The 17,787-nt window shown below is 59.4% G+C and carries 7 protein-coding genes; 1 reads left to right on the top strand and 6 read right to left on the bottom strand.

What is annotated here, in order from left to right; all coding sequences use genetic code 11:
* From KCG87_RS20450 to KCG87_RS20430, 5 genes are all read right to left on the bottom strand, one after another.
* A complete protein-coding gene (locus KCG87_RS20450; protein ID WP_210558772.1) occupies positions 1 to 11,223 on the bottom strand; it encodes a filamentous hemagglutinin N-terminal domain-containing protein in 11,223 nt (3,740 codons plus the stop codon).
* 24 nt (positions 11,224 to 11,247) lie between these two features.
* A complete protein-coding gene (locus tag KCG87_RS20445; RefSeq protein WP_210558771.1) occupies positions 11,248 to 12,954 on the bottom strand; it encodes a ShlB/FhaC/HecB family hemolysin secretion/activation protein in 1,707 nt (568 codons plus the stop codon).
* Between the two features lie 200 nt (positions 12,955 to 13,154).
* A complete protein-coding gene (locus KCG87_RS20440; RefSeq protein WP_210558770.1) occupies positions 13,155 to 13,565 on the bottom strand; it encodes a hypothetical protein in 411 nt (136 codons plus the stop codon).
* A gap of 48 nt (positions 13,566 to 13,613) precedes the next feature.
* Positions 13,614 to 14,162, bottom strand: a complete 549-nt coding sequence (locus KCG87_RS20435; RefSeq protein ID WP_210558769.1) for a hypothetical protein — start codon at positions 14,160 to 14,162, stop codon at positions 13,614 to 13,616.
* A 104-nt stretch (positions 14,163 to 14,266) separates the two neighbouring features.
* Positions 14,267 to 14,716, bottom strand: a complete 450-nt coding sequence (locus KCG87_RS20430; protein ID WP_134786628.1) for a helix-turn-helix domain-containing protein — start codon at positions 14,714 to 14,716, stop codon at positions 14,267 to 14,269.
* 188 nt (positions 14,717 to 14,904) lie between these two features.
* Between KCG87_RS20430 and KCG87_RS20425 the strand changes: the two genes are divergently transcribed.
* Complete coding sequence (locus KCG87_RS20425) at positions 14,905 to 15,723, top strand: alpha/beta hydrolase (RefSeq protein WP_210558768.1); 819 nt, start codon at positions 14,905 to 14,907, stop codon at positions 15,721 to 15,723.
* A gap of 30 nt (positions 15,724 to 15,753) precedes the next feature.
* Here the strand turns inward: KCG87_RS20425 and KCG87_RS20420 are convergent, their stop codons facing one another.
* A complete protein-coding gene (locus KCG87_RS20420; RefSeq protein WP_210558807.1) occupies positions 15,754 to 17,781 on the bottom strand; it encodes an LTA synthase family protein in 2,028 nt (675 codons plus the stop codon).
* Between the last annotated feature and the right edge of the window lie 6 nt (positions 17,782 to 17,787).

Genomic DNA, 17,787 nt, shown 5'->3' with positions numbered 1-17,787 from the left:
TCACAGTGGAAACGCGGTATGAATCACACCATCGCGCACATTAACCTTCAAAATACTAGTCGAATTACCTAGATTATCAGTACCAATTACTTTTCCGACATTGTATTCAATAGCGTAGCCCGTTGGCCCATTTTGAGAGACTTTACCGTATCTCAGCGCACTGTCGACATAAGCAGAAATATCCTTCATCGACGTTCCTTTGGAGAATTTGCTAACTTCCGAGAATCCTGTATCAGGCCCATGGCGGTACATTACGTGTTCAATCCCCGTCATAAGGCCACCTTTTTTATAGCTGAGGGCTCCCCAGGCCGCATCAATTTGACGAGGGCCTGGCAGGGCTTTAATCGTTTCTACCGCTTTTTCTGGCAGGCTACCCGCGACAGCCTCTTCCACATTCTTAACGATAACTGCGCCACCCGCTTCAAGACCCACCAGTCCTTGCAAAGTGTTACCAAAGTTTCTGACCGCCTGGCCCAGGTTGAGTATCGAAAAAGCCAGTGTAAACTTCTGTTCGGTGTCGAGTCTCGATGCCTCCGACTCTGTCGGGCTGTAAAGGGTGTCTCTATACCCGGGAATTCTTGAAAATATGAAATCATCCAAGAATGCAATCGCCTCAGGCTTCACGCTATCAATCCCAGCACCGTGCAAGCCCTCGACGCGCATCGCGTCAACAACGTCCTCGATTGTCAGTCCTGAAACATCAACACCAACGTCACAGCTACCTGGATTTGAATTGCAGAAACCCAATGCCTGTTTCGCGAGATCCCGCGCTGCTCCCTCGTGCAAATCGTGGTTGTACCGCGTTGCATTTCCCGCGATATCGGCACCCAGTTGGAAGTCCCCCCCAACAGCTGCCGCCCCAACTAGACCAGTAAGCTGCGAAAGCATTTGATGCAGTTCTTTGTTATCGCCTACGAAATCAACAAGAACATTCATAGCCGCTTCGTTCAACCCGGCAGCCGCCGCACCGGTAGCAAAATCCCCGCCCATTGCCTCGGAAAGCAAGCCACCCATCAGCGCATGCGCTACAACTTTCTCAACACTGCCTTCCGGGAACTTGATTGTGTTGTCACCAACCCAATTGAACCCGGTGGCCATGGCGACACTACCCGCCTCACCCAGCAACGCTGCACCAAAATTGTCACCAAAACTTCCACCACCAATGGTGGTGGAAATGCCACTGGAAATGATCGCCCGACCTGTCGTGCGGATAGCGACGTCGGTAAAATTACTGCTGGTCAGGATATTTGCTGTTTTGCTGGTTCCACCCGCAAACCAATTCGCGTCCGCGTAGTTCAGCACGCCGGCCGTAAAGCCTGCGATGGCCGCACTCTTGAGGCTGTCAGCGCTGAACGTCTCCTTGAAAGCAGCGCCCAGGTTGCCCTTGTTGTTGATCGTGCTGGTCACGGCGGTGGTCGCCAGAGAGGTGGCAATTACACCGCCGGCACCGCCGCTGACCAAGGCCAATCCTCCGGGGCCCATCACGAACGACATCATGATCGCAATTGCGATTTGTGCTGCCGGACCAACTCCCGAGTTCTCGTACTTAAACGACTCGTGAATCTCCTTCACCAGCCGCCAATCAACATCCCCACGCGCCTCGGCATCCTTCAACCACGCCAACTGCGGATCAGCCTTGACCATCGCATCGATGGTCTGGCTGACGGACTGCTGGTTGACATCCTTGATGTCGATCTTCAGACCATCCACGGCCTTGATCACGATGTTGCCCTTGGCAATCATCTGGGTCTGACGCAGGGTTTCATCGGTATTACCGCGACCTTTGGACGACACCCACGCGGCATTGTTGTTGGTCTTGGTGTGGCTTTCGTCATGGAGGTCTTTGACCCCTTCAAACGTAATCGCTCCACCGCTGTCCAGCGTGATGTTGTTACCACTGTCCAGTTTGGCGACCTGATAAAGCTGATCGCCTCCGCTCTTGAGCGTAAGATCGCCGCCCGACTTGATCTCGGAGCCGATGTACTTGTTGTCGGTGACCTCGTCCCGCTTCATTTTGAGCTTGCCGAAGCTGCCCTTTTTCTTCATGTCATACAGCGAGTAGTCCGTGTCCTGCGCTGCAAGAATGTTGAGGTTGTCACCCGCGACCAGATAGGCTTCGTCGCCTGCAGTCACGCGACTGGAGATCACGCTGAGGTCTTTACCGGCATTCAGTTTGACGTCGCCACCCGCGGTGATGCCGGACATGACCTGGCTGACATGGTCCTCCTGCATCGTGAGTTTTTTGCTTTTGTACAGCGAGTGCTCCTCATCAGCAGCCGAGCCGATGGTCAGGTTCTCGGTCGCAGACATCGACACGTCACGCTTGGCATCGATCTGACTGGCGATGACCGAAAGGTCCCGTCCGGCCGTGATGTTCAGATCACGCCCGGCATCGACGGTTGAGCCGTACTGGGTAACGTTGTCGTTGGTATGCAGTCCACGCTGAGAACTGAAGGCCTTTTCAGCGGAAACCAGATTCACATCGCGACCGGCATTGATCGTGGTATCTGCGCCGCTCTTCAGAACACCCCCCGTGTTGATGACGTCTCGTCCAGCCTTGAGCGTCAGATCGTTGGCCGCTTCGATGCGCGCAGCGTTGTCGATGAAGTCCGAACGCTCGTTCATGTCGCCAACACCACTCTCATGGGTGGTGACGCTGCGTTCATTGATGATGTCGCCACGAGTGGCAGTCAGCGAGACGTCACGCCCGGCGATAATGCCGCCAGCCTTGTTTACAAGGTTATTGCCTGCGAGAAGATCAAGACGATTGCCTGCTTCAATCAGGCCACTGTTGACCAGATTGTTGTCGGCGGTGGCTGAAAGGTTGTTTTTGGCGCGCAATGTTCCGGCGTTTTCCAGATCCTTGCCGGCAATGAGCGTGACATCACTGCCTTGAATCAGCGCGCCGTTAGCTGCGAGGCGATTATTGGCATTGGCCAGGTAGAGTACCGGGACAAGCACTTGCTCGCCGTTTACCACGGCGTTTTCCATCCAGACGATATCGTGAGTCAGTGCCGCGACCTGTTCGGATGTCAGGCTGACTCCCACTGCCAGATTGAGCTGATTTTTGCTGGCGATGGCGTTGTCCATCAGGTACTTGTACAGACCCTCATCGGTGGTCTGACCATCGATGAAGCGCTGGCCGGTACGTGCCACAACCGCCTGCTGGACCAGGCGCTGCTCATAGAGCCCGTCGCCCAATCGCTTGGCGCTCTTGTCAGGATCGTACCCAAGGTTCGACAGCAGATAATCCGAACCCATGAACTGCTTGAGGTCAGTCAATACCGGGTTGGTTTCTATCAGATACTTGTGTGCATTGGATGACTTGCTGGTCACCGGCAAGCCTTGTACGCGATTGATCGTGAAGTCGGTGGAGCGGCCAGGCAATGCCGTGCCACTGGTGTCGGCAGCGGGTGTGCTGACGTCGAGAGCGCTGGCCGTCGCACCCGTTTCGCCTGCCTTGTGATCAGCCGTCTTCAAGTCAACCGTACTGCCTGAAGCCTGAGCATTGTTTGCCAGCTGGATGTTCCTTGGCTGGGTATCGGTCAAGGTTTGCTGGCGATTGGCGGGGCTGATCGCGGCGCCACCCATGGTCCAGCTATCCGGACCGGTGGCGGTCGGCGTGCTGTTGCCTTGTCCGCTCAGACGGAACAAGCCGTTTTGCCCGGTGGGCAGACTGAAACCGGGCAGCGCTAACGGGTTGACTTGCTGTTGAGCCAGATCGGGTGGCAGCTGTGCGTTGATGTAAATCGGTGTCGAATAAGCGCTACCCGCACCTGTTTCGGTTTTGTTGCGGCCGGCTGCGACATAGGCGTAGTAAGGCCGTTCGACGCTGTTGCTGATTTTCTGCGTGGCATTGAGTGTGATGTTGCCGCCCGCCTGAATCACCGCATCGTAGGCGTTGGTCGAGCCTGTTACCGTAATCTCCGGGCCGGTGAGCTCGCCCCCGCCCATCAACTTGATAAAGGCGCTCAGATCCGCTTCGACGTCGGGTGACGGCGTCCCACCGTTTTTCTTGTTGAACGCATCTGCTGCGGCGACTGCCCCGAAGATCTGCTTCACATAGTTCCAGTACGTGCGCTTGGTGACGATCTCCTGCTCTTGCAAACCGGTGTTATTGATAGTGTCGGCATTGGCCACGATGTTGCCGGTGGCGGCAATCGTGCTACTGGTGTTGTTCAGCGTCGACGCATTGATCGAGATGTCGCCGCCGCTGGTCATGCTGGCAGCCGCACTGCTGGCGTTGACTTTCAAACGATCGGTTTCAGCGATTTCCCACAGGCCATTTCGCCGCCCTCCACTACGGAAGTCACAGCCAACGATAGGAACCAGATTGCAATCAAGTTGCGTGATGACAACTGAACTTTTTTCTTGCTTGGTGTATTCCAGGATCGCCCGAACGTTGTTGATGGTCAGGGCATTGATGGTCAGGTTCTGAGCGCTGTAGATGTCACCGGAAGAGTTATCCAGCAGATCGGCTTTGCCAGTTCCGGAATCCCTGCCGATGTAAACGTTGCTCAGCCCGTAGAGTTGGCCATAGGAGTTATTGAGGTTCGCAACCTGCAGGCGCATGTCGCCGCCGCTGGTGATCAACGCATTGGTGTTGAGCAGTGATCCGCTGGTCAGTGTCAGATTTTGTGCCGCAGCCAGCGTGCCGAAGTTGTTGACCGCTCCGGCATTGATGGTCATGTTGGCTGCCGAGGTCAGACGAGCGCCATTGTCCAGGCGGCCACCGACATTAAGCGTGGTGTCCCCGCCGCCGGCGATACTCGATGTCGCGCTGCTGAGACTCACCTGCGCGGCACTCAGATTCAGAGTACCCAGGCTACTGAGCCGCCCCGCGCCCCAATAAGCGCCACCGAGGCCGACATTCATCCGGCCGTCACTGGCAATCAACCCGTCGTTGAGCCAATTGACGCCATTGCCGGTGAAACTGTCAGACGCCAGCAATTGCCCGGTAGCGGTCTGGGTCAGACTGTTGACATTGACGGTAAGACGCCCGGCCTGGATAACGCTGCTGTTGGTCCAGCTGTCAGCACCGATCGTCAGGCCGCCACGGGTTACCAGCGCCCCCCCTGCATTCATCAGGTTGGCGGTGGATATATCAAACGTGCCGGTGCCGACGTGCAACAGGCTGCCGCCGGTATTGAGGAAGCTGCCGGTGCCGAGCGTCAGGTCGGTGTTGGCGGTTTCCAGCGTGCCGTTGCGGTTGTCGACCAGGCCGCCAATCTGGAAGCTGGTTTTGCCGCCGCTGCCGAGGGCACGCAACTGGCCGGTCTGGTTATCGAGGCTAGCAGCCTTGATGGCAAGGGTGCTGTCGCTTTCGATGATGCCCAGGCGGTTATTCAACGCGCCGGTCAGATTGAGGTCGATCTGCTGGCCGGCAATCTGGCCGTCGTTGTCGCCGCTGTTGTCGAAGTTGTTGCCGGTGACGTTGATTTTGCCTTTGGCGTAGAGGCCGCCATTGCGGTTGTCGAAGTTGCCGGTAGTGATGACTGCATCGCCGCTTTGCGCCGAAATGCGTCCGCCGTAGTTATCGAGTCCACCCGGTGCGACGAGATTCACGCGTTGAGCCTGAATCACACCGCCCTGGCGATTGTTATTCAGGTCGTAGCCATTCTTCAGCGCACCGGTCAGGCGCGCAGAGAACGCAGCTTTCAGGCTGGCGAGGACGCCGCCACGACTATCGAGGTTGCCAGCGTCGAGGGTAAGGTCCCCGGCATCGGCAATGATCCGGCCGCTCTGGTTATCGATGTCGCCGCTGGTGGTCAGGGTCAGTGCGCCCTTGCTTTGCAGAGTGCCCTTGGCGTTGGCCAGACTGGCCGCCCGGATCTGTAAATCGCCATTCTGGCTGTAGATCAAACCGTCGGCGCTGTTCTGGATGACGCCAGGCGTGGTGATCGTCAACACGTCATTGGCCGCGACGGTGCCGCGATTGCGGTTGTCCAGGCCGCCACTGAGCAGGGTCATCAAACCCTGACTGGCCAGTTGGCCGCCCTGATTGTTGATCTGTGTGGCGCGTTGCAGCAGCAGTGCGCCACCGCTGGCGAGCTTGCCGTTGGTGTTGGTCAATGCGCCGAGCAGGTCGAGGGTTACGGCGCCATCGCTGGCCGCCATGCCACCGGTGTTATCCAGTGTGGTGCCGACAAAGCTCAGGTCCTGTTTGGCACTGACACTGCCGCCGGCGTTGCCCAGCGTCATCGCCTGCATCGTCAGGGTAGCACCGCTGTAGATCGAACCACCTGCAGCGTTATTCAAAAGACTAGCGACGGTCAGAGCCTGTGCTTCACCACTGGAAACCACGCCCTTGTCGCTGTTATCCAGGCTCGCGGCGTTGACGTTAAGGGCTTTCTGGCTGACCAGTGCACCGGCACCGCTGTTGAGCAAGTCCCCGCTCAGTGTCACATCGAGGCTGCCGCTTTTGCTGGAGAGCGTGCCGCTGTTGCGGTTGTCGAGGCTCTGGGCATTGACGTCCAGACCTTGCCAACCGGAGATCAGACCGTTCTGGTTGTGCAGTTGGCTGCCCGTGAGGCTCAGCAGGTTGCTGCTGATCAGTTTGCCGCCGCTGTTATCGATGGCCCGGGTTTTAAGGCCGATGCTCTGGCTGCTGGAGATTTCGCCGCTGCGGTTGGTGAGGTCACGCAGGTGCTGAATGCTCAACTGGCCTTCAGTGGTGATCAGGCCGCCGTCGTTGTTCAGATCAGCAGCGGCCGCGCCGAAATCAATGGCGATGGCACTGCCCAGCAGCGAGCCGTTCTGGTTGTTCAAGCCATTGCTGTTGACAGTCAGGCCAGTGGTGGCATTGATCAGCCCCAAGTTCTGGTTGGTGAGCGGGCCGTCGAGGTTAAGGTCCAGATTCGAACGGCTGGTCAGTGTGCCGCCGCTGTTGTCGAGGCTGGCCGCTTTGACATCCAGCGCAGCCGCGGCAATCAGGCCTTTGATGTTGGTCAGCGCCTGGTCGATGCGCAGCGTCACGGCCTGGTTGCTGAGCAATTTGCCGTTGCTGTTGTCGAGGCTGCGCGCCGTCACTGTGAACGCCTGGGTGCTGGAGATCTCACCGCCGTCGTTGTTGACGTCCTCAAGGTTCTTGAGCATTAGCAACGGCGCGCCGATCAGGCCGTTCTGGTTGTTCAGTTGACCGTGATTGAGGTCCAGGTCCAGCGACATGTTGCTGAACAACTGGCCGCCCTGCTGATCGAGACCGGTGACGTTCGCGGTCAGCGCAGCAACGCTGACAATACGACCGCCATCCTGGTTGGTCAGTTGGGTCGCCTTCAGGTCCAGCGTATCGCCACTGTTCAACTTGCCGTTGTGGCTGTTATCCAGCGTACCGGTGTGCACCACTACCGCGCCTTTGGCGCTGAGGCTACCCCCGTTGCTGTTGTCGAGGCTGGCACTGCTGAGATTGAAGCTGGCGTCGGTGACGATCTGACCACCGCGGTTGAGCACCACGCCGGTGGTGTTCAATGTCAACGGCCCGGCAACCGACAGGCTGCCGAGATTGTTGGTCAGACTCGCCGCTGTCACGCCAAGGCTGCCCTCGGCGCTGATCAGGCCCTGACTGTTTTTCAGGTCACCGCTCAGGTCGAGCTTCAGGTTGCTCTGGCTCAGGAGCGCACCCGCAGTGCTGTCGAGGCTGCGGCCGGTCAGGGTCAGGTCGGTTTTACCCGAAATCAGCCCCTTGGCACGGTTGAGCACTTCATCAACGGTCAGGCTCAACGCACCCTGCGCAATCAGCTTGCCGCCGTCGCTGTTGTCCAGACGACTGCCGACCAGCGTTACGTCAGCCTGGCTGGACAGCTCGCCGCCACGGTTGTCGACGGCATCGACCGTCAGTTGCAGCGCCTGATTCGCCCCGACGAGACCGCCGTTACGGTTGTCGAGGCTGTTGCCGGTGAGCTTCAGCCCGGCGGTTGCCACCAGTTCACCGTGCAGGTTATCGAGGGTCGCGACGTTAGCGATAACGTCGGCTTTGCCGGCGATATGCCCTTCGCTGTTGTCGACGCTGTCGGCTTTCAGATTCAGTTCATCATCAGCGATCAGCGTACCGCCTTGGTTGACCAGTTGGCCGTCCACCGTCACCCCGAGGGTGCCACGGCTGGTGATCAGGCCGCCGCTGTTGTCCAGGCGAGCGCTTTTGGCATCCACGCTCTGCGCGGAAATCAGGCCCTTGACGCTGGCCAGCAGTTGCTCGATGCGCAGGGTCAGGTCCTGATTGCTGATCAACTTGCCGTTGTTGCTGTTATCGAGGTTTTGCGCGGTCAGGGTGAAGGCCTGGGCGCTGGAGATTTCACCGCCCTGGTTGTCGATGTCCTTGAGGTTTTTCAGCACCAGCAGCGGCGAATTGATCAGGCCGTTGCGGTTGTTCAATTGGCCGTGGTTGAGGTCAAGGCTCAGGGAGGTTTTGCTGAACAGTTGACCGCCCTGCTGATCGAAGCCGGTGACCGTTGCGGTCAGGGCTTTGTCGCTGGCGATGCGGCTGCCGATGCCGTTGCTCACTGCGCCGGCGTTGAGCGTGAGGGCGTCACCGCTGACCAGGCTGCCGCCGGAGGCGTTGTTGAAGGCACCGGTGGTCAGCGCGGTGGCTTTCTTGGCGCTGATCAAGCCGCCCTGACTGTTGTCCAGACTCTGCGAAGTCAGGATCAGCCCGCTGTCAGTGGCAATTGAGCCCGCCTGATTGTTCAGGCTACCCGTGGTGGTCAGCGCCAGCGCGCCGGCGCTCGACAAGTGACCGCGTGTGTTATCGAGACTGCCCGCGTTTACAGTCAGCTTCCCTTCGCTGCTGATCAGACCCTCGATATTGCTCAAGGCGTTGTCGAGACGAATATCCAGATTGCCCTGTCGGGTAACGAAATTACCGCCGCTGTTGTCCAGACTCTGCCCGATCAGCGTCGAGGTACCCACACTGAACAGTTGTCCGAGGGTCTGATTGATGACCCGGGCCACAGTCAGGCCAAGGGTGGTTCCGGCGAGGACTTTGCCGCTGTCACTGTTGTTCAGGCTTTGACCGATGACGTTCACATCGACGGTGCTGGAGATTTCACCGCCGCGGTTGTCGATCTCGCCGACCGTGAGTTTCAGCGCTTTTGTGGTACCGACCAGACCGGCCTTACGGTTGTCGAGCGACTGGCCACTGAGCAACAACGAACCTTGGGCGACCAATTCACCACCCTGGTTAACCAATTGCGTCACGTTGGCGTTCAGATCGGCTTTGCTTGAGATACGCCCGGCGCTGTTATCGATGCGCGTCACACCGAGAATCATCGGCCCTGCCGCACTGAGCAAACCGCCACGGTTATCCAGTTGCGTGCCGCTGTAGTTGACGGCGGCCTGACCATCGAGCAGACCTTTGTCGCGGTTGTCGAGTGCGCCAACGCTGAGTTGCAGGTCTTTGGTCGCGCGAACTTTACCGCCGCGGTTGTCCACGGAATCGCTGCGCAAGGTCAGGCGATCCTTGCCAACCACGCTGCCGCCACGGTTGTCGAGGCTGCCACTCTGGACATCGACTGCACCTTTGGCGCTCAGCTCACCGTTCTGGTTATCGAACAAGCCAGTGATGCGCGCGGTCAGACTGCCGTCGCTGACGAGGCTGCCTTGCTGGCTGTTGTCGAGGCTGGCGGCGGTGATGCTGACATTCACCCCCGAACCCAACAAACCGTTGCGGTTGTTCAGCGCACCGATCAAACCGATGTTCAGCGCTACGTCACCCGTCACCTGGCTGTCGCTGTTGTCCAGCGTGATGGCGTTGATACGGGTGGTGCCGGCGCTGGATATCTCGCCATCGTGATTATTCAGATCGCCGAGATCGGCGCCGAGGCTGCCGTTGCTGCTGATCACGCCCTGGGTGTTGATGACCTTGCTGGCGTTCAACTGCACCGTCGAGTTGCCGAGGACGCTGCCCTTGTTCTGATTGTCCAGAGTGGTGGCCGTGAGGCGCGTATCCTGCTGGGCGCTCAACGTACCGCCCTGGTTGCTCAGGGTTTGCGCGACGGTCGCCGTCAGGTTGCGACTGGCGATCACGCTTTTGCCGCTGTTGTTGAGGTTCTGCGCACTCAGGTTCACGTCGCCAGCGCTGTTACGGCTGTTGTCGGCGTTGACCCCGGCTTCAATGATGCCGTTGTTGCTCAGGGTTCCACCGGCGCTGAGGCTGATGCTGTCGCGTGCAGCGAGGTTTTGCTGGTTGCTCAGATCGCCTTGGGTTTGCACGTTCAGAGCGGTGCCAGCGTAGACCGGACCTTGGGCACTAAGGCTGTTGGCTTTGATGTTCACAGCAGTGGCTGCCGAGGTCTGCGCCAGGGTCAACTGGCCGTTGGCATCGATCTGGATATCGCCACCACTGGCAGCCAGGTTGCCCGCCAGTTTCACCCCGACCCCGGCCTCGGTGCCAACCAGTTTGATCGCCCCGGCATACATCCCGCCCAGCGCCGAGGAGTCAATCGCCAGTTGCGGTTTGGCGCTGCCGTCATCGGCACGGGCCGTGGCATTCAGGGTCTGTGCGTTGACGTCGTTGCGCCCGGCAACGATGGTCAGGTTCTGCGCCTGGAGCTCAGCGTTGATTTTGGCGCTACGGGTGATGATTTCGAAGCGGTCGACGTTGGTCGCGTTAAGCCCGGCGCCTTCAATGGCCACAGAACCCTGATCAACCTGAAAACGATCCAGCCGCCCCGCGCCATCCAGCACCGGTTTGCCGGTGGTCAACGTGACCCGTGGCGCATTGATGAAGCCGCAACCATTACAGGTGATGCCATACGGGTTGGCGACAATCACTCGCGCCGACTGCCCCGCCACTTCGGTGTAACCGCGCAACTGGCTTGGGTTGCCGCTGATGACTTCGTTGAGAATGGCTTGCGCCGAGCCGCTGTTTTTCAGGTTCGGGTTGCCGATGATGTGCCCGGCCAACTGGGTGTTCGAGGTCTGCGCCGAGCCGTTGTTGAGGATGACGCCCTGCGCGCCGACGTTGTAATCGTGGAACTGGTTATGCGACAGGCCGCTGCCGTTGGGCGTGGCGATGTTGATGATCGGCACGCCATTGCCGGCCCGATCCAGCGCGGTGTTCGGGTTGGCCACGACAATGCCGTCGGCCTGCGCCCACATCGGTTGCCAGAACATGACGTTCGCCAGCAGAAACGCCAGCCCGCGCTTGGGCATGCCCAGAAACGACTCACGGTTTTTTACGGCCGCAGAAGGTTGGCCTGCAAGGAAGGCGAACTGACGAACATCCATGTCGATGGTCTCGAAGAATTTGAATTAGATGAAAAAGTCGAGGCGGAAATAGATCGGCGCTTCGCGCTCGGTCAGCACGTCCGGGCGCTCGAGGGAATGCGCAAAGGTCACGCTGGCAGCCACGTGTTGACCACGGGCGAACAGTTCCAGCGAGTTGCTCGACATGCGTCCGTGCTGATCACCGTTGTAACGATCGCCACGAATCACGCCCTGGTCGTAACCGAGGCTGGTGCCGTATTCAGCGAACACCGGGCGCAGCCATTCGACGTTGATCGGACGGCTCCAGCGCAGGTCGTTGCGCCAGTAGCCGCCGCTGTCGCCGGACAACGACTGATCCTTGTAGCCACGGATCGACGACAGCCCGCCGAGGCTGGTGCGTTGTGAACTGAACAGCACGTCTTCGCTGCGCTGGCCAGTCATCAGGCTACTGAAGGTGAAGGATTCGCCCCACACCTTGAACGGTTGCAGGTAGCTCAGGGTTGCGGTGTATTTGCGGTAGCGTGCGTCCGGTTCGCCCGGGCCTGGATCGTGGCTGCCCTGCGCGTCGAACGCGCCGATGCCTTCCTGCATGCCGGCGTCGAAGTTGACGAAGGCGCTGCCGATGCGGCGACCGTGGTTGAAACCGAACTGCGCTTCGCTGATGCGGTTGCTGCTCAGCTTGAGCTTGCTGTCTTCGATGTAGTTGTTGGTGCGCAGGTAGGACAGGCCGGCGCTGAGCGAAGTCTTGCTCACCGAGTCGCGATGGATCACCCGCTCGGCGCGCAATTGATGGTTTTCGCTGTCGCCGGTCTGCTTGAAGTTGTAGCCGTTGGCGGCGATCTGCGAGCGGTAGTCGCTCTGGCTGTAGGTGTAGCTGAAGTTCCACCAGCCCCACGGCAGGTTGTAATTGAGCATGGCGTTGCTGGAGGTGTGCTGGTGATCGGTCATTGCGTCGTGACCGCCGCGCAGGCTCAACTGATCGGCCAGGCCCAGCGGGCTGTCCCAATCGAAAGTGGTGCCCCACTGTTGTTCACCGGTGCTGCGCTGGCCGTCGTTGCTGCGCGACAGTCCGGCACGCCATGGCTTCTGCGGCGTATTGGTGACCAGCACTTCACTGCCGCCGACGTTCTTGCCCGGCGCCAGCTCCATCTTGGCCTGATTGGACGGCAGGCGATTGAGCTGATCGACCATCTGCTCGATCTCGCGCAGGTTGACCAGATCGCCGGACTTGCCGGGAAAGGCCATCGCCAGTTCACGCTCCGAAAGCTTGCTGTTCTCGGCGCCTTTCATGCCTTCGAGCTTGCCTTCGACCACCAGCACTTTCAGATGCCCGCCAGACAGATCCTGCTGCGGCAGGTAGGCGCGGCTGGTGACCAAGCCTTTCTCGATGTAATGGTCGGTGATGACTTTCAGCAGCTCGTTGAGTTGCGGCACCCCGAGGCACTGGTCGATGTAGGGCTTGAGCAAGCGGGTTTTGTCGCTGTCGGACAGACTGTCGGCGCCCTTGAGCTCGATGTCCTTGATCGGGAAACAGCGGGTGTCGGTGGGCGCCGCTGGTTGCGCCGGACCGGCCTCTTTGCCGGGCAGATTTTTCAGGTCTTCAAGACGCCGCTGCTGCTCTTCGAGCAAGCGATTCTGGCGATCGCGGATCAGGTCGGTTTCACCGGGAGTGGGTGCAGCGAAGGCAATCTGAAGTGGAGACAGGCACAGCAAAGCTGCGCACAACCTCGCCACGAGGGCGGGTGGGTACATGTTCGATCCCTCGATACGGAATGACATCAAAATAGTGGCGCGATATTAGATGGCCATCATTTTGACGTCAAACAATCGTTTCAACCTTTTGTCGGGTTTGTATCAAGGAATTAACAAAGGAAGCAGGAGCCGCTAAGCCATGAAAAAAGGGGCGCATCCATTGGCCAGAATGGATGCACCCCTTTCTTGCGCAGACCGACTCAACCGCGAATACGGTGCTCGGTGAGCTCGTAGTCTTCCTGGCAATCGCCCGAAGGGTCCTTCGCCACACTGACGTAATGCACCGTGTCGGCATCGATCAGCGTGTAAGTGTAGGTATCAGGCAGGGGCACGCCGGCGGTGCGCAACTCGTTCTTGCCATTGGCCGCCTTCCAGATACCGTGTTCGGTCTGGATCGGCTGGGTCTGCTGGGCATCCCGGAAGAAAGTAATGTTGAAGGTGCCGTCAGGCTTGAAGTTGTTTTTCCAGGACAGGAACTGGCACTTGCCGTTTTCCGACCGCATACCTTTCCATGAACCGATCAGGGATGGATCGTTGCCCGGTTTGTTGGCGGCACAGCCACCCAGTGTTGCAGCCAGGACGATGAGCGCCAGGCAGAGATTGCGTTTCACTTGGTATTTCCTTACTTCAACTGAATTCGATGCATCGCGTATGCAAGGTCAACCTGCTACAGGAATGCGCTGCCGGGGTTGGGTAACGTCGTAGACGTGTTGCTCGCAGAGATCACCGGAGAACTGGAATTCCACCTGGTACACCTTGCCCTGCTGCGGAGTGAAGGTGTTTTTCAGCGGCCCACAGGTATAAATGCCGGCGGTCACCCGGCTGCTCGAATACCCCGAGACCTCGAACGGCTTGCCGGCATCGGCCTGTGCTTCCAGTTGCGGAAAGCGTTTGACCGTGGCGCTGTTGGCCACTTCGTTGAGTTTGGCGATCCAGCCGAACACCTTGCCACGACCGGAATCCACAACGGTGCCGAGCACTTCCATGCGGCGGTCGGGATCATCGGCGCGGCGAATGGAAAACTCCACCGGATAGGTGCCCCCAGATGATTTCATGATGACTTTGGCGTGCTGGGCATCCACCACTACCGGGTCTTGATGCAACTGGATGCCGTCTTTCAGCAGGCTGGGGGAAGAGTTACGCACATTGGAATGGCAGCCTGGCAGCGCGAGCAGCAGGGTCAACATAACGAGCACACGTTTATTCACGCGGAAATCTCTATTGAACAAGCAGGACGGGGAATGACATCAAAACAACGCCGCGATATTAGATGGCCATCATTTTGACGTCAAACCTATGTTGCGCTCGCCTGTCAGTGTTCAACGTCTGTCTCCGTCGCCACCTCATGCGGTGCAAGCAAGCGGCCATCAGCCGACATCAATTGCAGTTTGCGAATTGGCTGACGATCCTTTGCATCAACCATCACCGAACCCGGCTCACCCGGAGCATACAGGTGCTCCCCGCCCCACTGCGACAGCGCAACGATCACCGTCTGCAAGGCCTTGCCGCGTTCGGTCAGCACGTATTCCTTATAGGCACCGCCATCGGCGGCCGGCACCGTTTGCAGGATCCCCTGCTCGACCAAGGCCTTGAGCCGGGCGCTGAGCATGTTCTTGGCGATGTCCAGATTCTTCTGAAAATCGCTGAAGCGGCGGATGCCCTCCAGCGCATCGCGGATGATCAGCAGCGACCACCAATCGCCGATCAGGTCCAGCGTACGGGCGACCGGGCAGGCGTTGCCGTGCAGGCTTTTGCGCTTCACAGGGTGTTTCTCCATCAAAACCGGCGTGTGGTTGCATCTTACAACTGTGACGCTGGAAAAGAACCACGCCACCCGCCATGGCAATTGAGCACTTGCGTACAAGTGACAGCCGCGAATTGCGCCGATAGTGATGGGCGGCCATTGCGGCATCCGGCCTTCCGAACGATCGCCCACAGCAAGGAGTTCCCATGAGCACATTCACTACCGATGACGGCACACAGATCTATTTCAAGGACTGGGGCAGCGGCAAGCCCGTGTTGTTCAGCCATGGCTGGCCGCTGGATGCCGACATGTGGGAATACCAGATGGAATACCTGAGCAGTCGCGGCTACCGCACGATTGCCTTCGACCGCCGTGGTTTCGGGCGCTCCGATCAACCGTGGACCGGCTACGACTACGACACCTTTGCCGATGACATCGCGCAACTGATCAACCACCTCGACCTGCGCGACGTGACGCTGGTCGGCTTCTCCATGGGTGGCGGCGACGTCAGCCGTTACATCGCCCGCCACGGCAGCGAGCGCGTTGCCGGGCTGGTACTGCTCGGTGCGGTGACGCCGCTGTTCGGCAAGAAGGCCGACTACCCGCAGGGCGTCGACACCTCGGTGTTCGACGGGATCAAGGCCGGTCTGCTCAAAGATCGCGCGCAATTCATCGCTGATTTCGCCGCGCCGTTCTACGGCACCAATCAGGGCCAGAAAGTCTCCGATGGCGTGCTCACGCAAACCCTGAACGTCGCCCTGCTCGCCTCGCTGAAAGGCACCGTGGATTGCGTCACCGCGTTCTCCGAAACCGACTTCCGTCCGGACATGGCGAAGATCGACGTACCAACCTTGGTGATCCACGGCGACGGCGATCAGATCGTGCCGTTCGAAACCACCGGCAAACAGGCGGCGGCGATGATCAAGGGCGCCGAGCTGAAAGTCTACGCCGGCGCGCCCCACGGTTTTGCCGTAACGCACACCGAAGCGCTGAACGAAGACCTGCTGGCGTTCCTGAACCGCTAAAAACGCTGCGCTGACCAGGCACCCACCCGGTCAGCGCACGTTGCGGTACAGCATCAAACGTGCGCTCTCGTGCAGGCCCCGCGTCAACTCCAAAAGGCGCTGGAATTCCTCGGGGTTTTGCCCGGCGACGTTATCCAGCGGGGTCTTCGACGCCAGGTCATGCAGGGTCGGTGAGCTGCCGTCATGTTGCATCTGCAGGAGGAAATCCTTGGTCACCCCGCCAATCACCGGGAACGTCCCCTCGCGCAACACCAGCGGCACCACACGCTCACCTTCCGGCGCCGGTTGCTGGAAATCGCGGCCCATTGCGCCATTGCGGAACGGCACGCCGGCCATCCCGGCCACCGTCGGCAGCAGATCCGTCAGCCCCACCGCCTCCTCGATGACCTTCGGCGCAAGCATGCCCGGGGCGTGAATCAGCATCGGCACATGATTGCTTTCCAGGCCCAGTTGCTCGAACGCCGGCGGCATGTGCGGGATCTGGCTGATACGCGTGTTGTGGTCGCCGAAGAACACAAAAATCGTGTTGTCGTAATAGCCGCCAGCCTTGGCCAATTCCATCAATTTGCCGATATTGAAATCCAGCAGGCGCACCGCATTGTACTGCTCGACGCTGCGCGAACCGGCGGCCTGCACCTGCTCCAGCGACAGGTTGCTGACCTCGAAACCGTCGTTGTCCTTGGGGATGGTGAATGGCCGATGGTTGCCCGAGGTTTGCACGTAGGCGAAGAACGGTCGGTCCTTCGGCAAGTCGCGCAGGATGCGGTCGCTCTCCTTGAACAGATCCAGATCGGAAATGCCCCACACGTCCACCAGCGGCGAACGCCAGTCACTTTCCTGATACAGGCGCACGCCGTCGATGCTCTGTTGGATCAGCGCATTGATATTGGCCCAGCCGGCGTTGCCGCCGATCATGTAGAGCTTCTGGTAATCGGTGAACGCGTTGATCAGCGTGTGCTGACGGGTGATCAGCGGATGACGGGTGGCTGTCTCGCGGCGCGTCACGTCGGGAACGCCGGTGATGCTCGCCCACACGGTTTTCGCAGTGCCGGTGACTGGCACATAGAAGTGTTTGAAGAACCAGCTTTGGGCCGCCAATTGATCGAGGTTTGGCGTCGGGTTCAACGGATTGCCGTAGGCGCCAACGGCGCTGGTGCCCAGCGATTCGAGCATGACGAACATCACGTTCGGCGTGCCCGGCAGCCGATACGGCTGCACGCCTTGCTGACGCTCGAAGTTGAGCGATTGCGGATCCGGTCGATCCACGCCCAGATAACGGGCAATCAGCGGATAGTGCTCGCGCACCTGCGCCTCATCGAATTGCGCCTGCCCGGTTTTCAGCGTGTCGTACAGGAACAGCACCGGGTTCAGACCGACCGCGGCGATCTGCGCGTTACCGGAAAAGAACGCATCACTCCAGCGCAGCGGCACCGGGTTTTCCAGGTTGAGATTGTCGACCCGACCGAGCAGCGCCAGCAGCACCACGACCACGCTTAGCCCGGTGCCGAATGCCAGCGATGAGCGCCGGATAACCTTGGCTTCACGGGCTAGTGTCAGCCGTTCCAGCTTCGAAAGTCCGTAGAAGCAGACGCCCAGCACCGCCAGCCAGCCGAGTGCAATCCACAGCACCGGGTAGGTTTCCCAAACCATCTGTTGTGAGATTTGCGCATCTTCCAGATAACGCAGCACCGTGGCGTTGATCCGCACGCCGAGGTAGGCGTAATGACCGAAATCGATGATGTACAGCAGGCCGATAACGCCGAGCGCCAGCAGCCAGTAAATCCGCGCGACCCAGCGCAACCACGGCAGACGCGTGAGGTTCCAGCGCGGCACCCAGGCCAGCAGCGCCAATGGCAGGATCAGCAACACGGCGAGGCGCAGGTCGAAGCGCAAACCGATCCCGAGGGTTTCGCGCAGCGCCGGATTACCGATGAACTCGCTGGGCGCGATCCCGGAAAACCCCAGCACAAACACCAGCCTGAGCACGGCAAACAACAAAAACGCCAAACCTGCCGCGCCCACGCCATAGCGCAGGCGTCGCGATTGCAACCAGCCCATCATTGA

Source organism: Pseudomonas sp. MWU347 (assembly GCF_017947305.1).
GTDB classification, from domain to species: domain Bacteria; phylum Pseudomonadota; class Gammaproteobacteria; order Pseudomonadales; family Pseudomonadaceae; genus Aquipseudomonas; species Aquipseudomonas putida_A.
The sequence above is the reverse complement of the archived record's forward strand: the minus strand, read 5'-3'. Positions and strand labels throughout refer to the sequence as shown.

Coding starts and splice junctions, on each gene's coding strand:
- KCG87_RS20420 (WP_210558807.1), bottom strand. CDS start 17,781: ATGGGCTGGTTGCAATCGCGACGCCTGCGCTATGGCGTGGGCGCGGCA.
- KCG87_RS20445 (WP_210558771.1), bottom strand. CDS start 12,954: ATGTACCCACCCGCCCTCGTGGCGAGGTTGTGCGCAGCTTTGCTGTGC.
- KCG87_RS20425 (WP_210558768.1), top strand. CDS start 14,905: ATGAGCACATTCACTACCGATGACGGCACACAGATCTATTTCAAGGAC.
- KCG87_RS20450 (WP_210558772.1), bottom strand. CDS start 11,223: ATGGATGTTCGTCAGTTCGCCTTCCTTGCAGGCCAACCTTCTGCGGCC.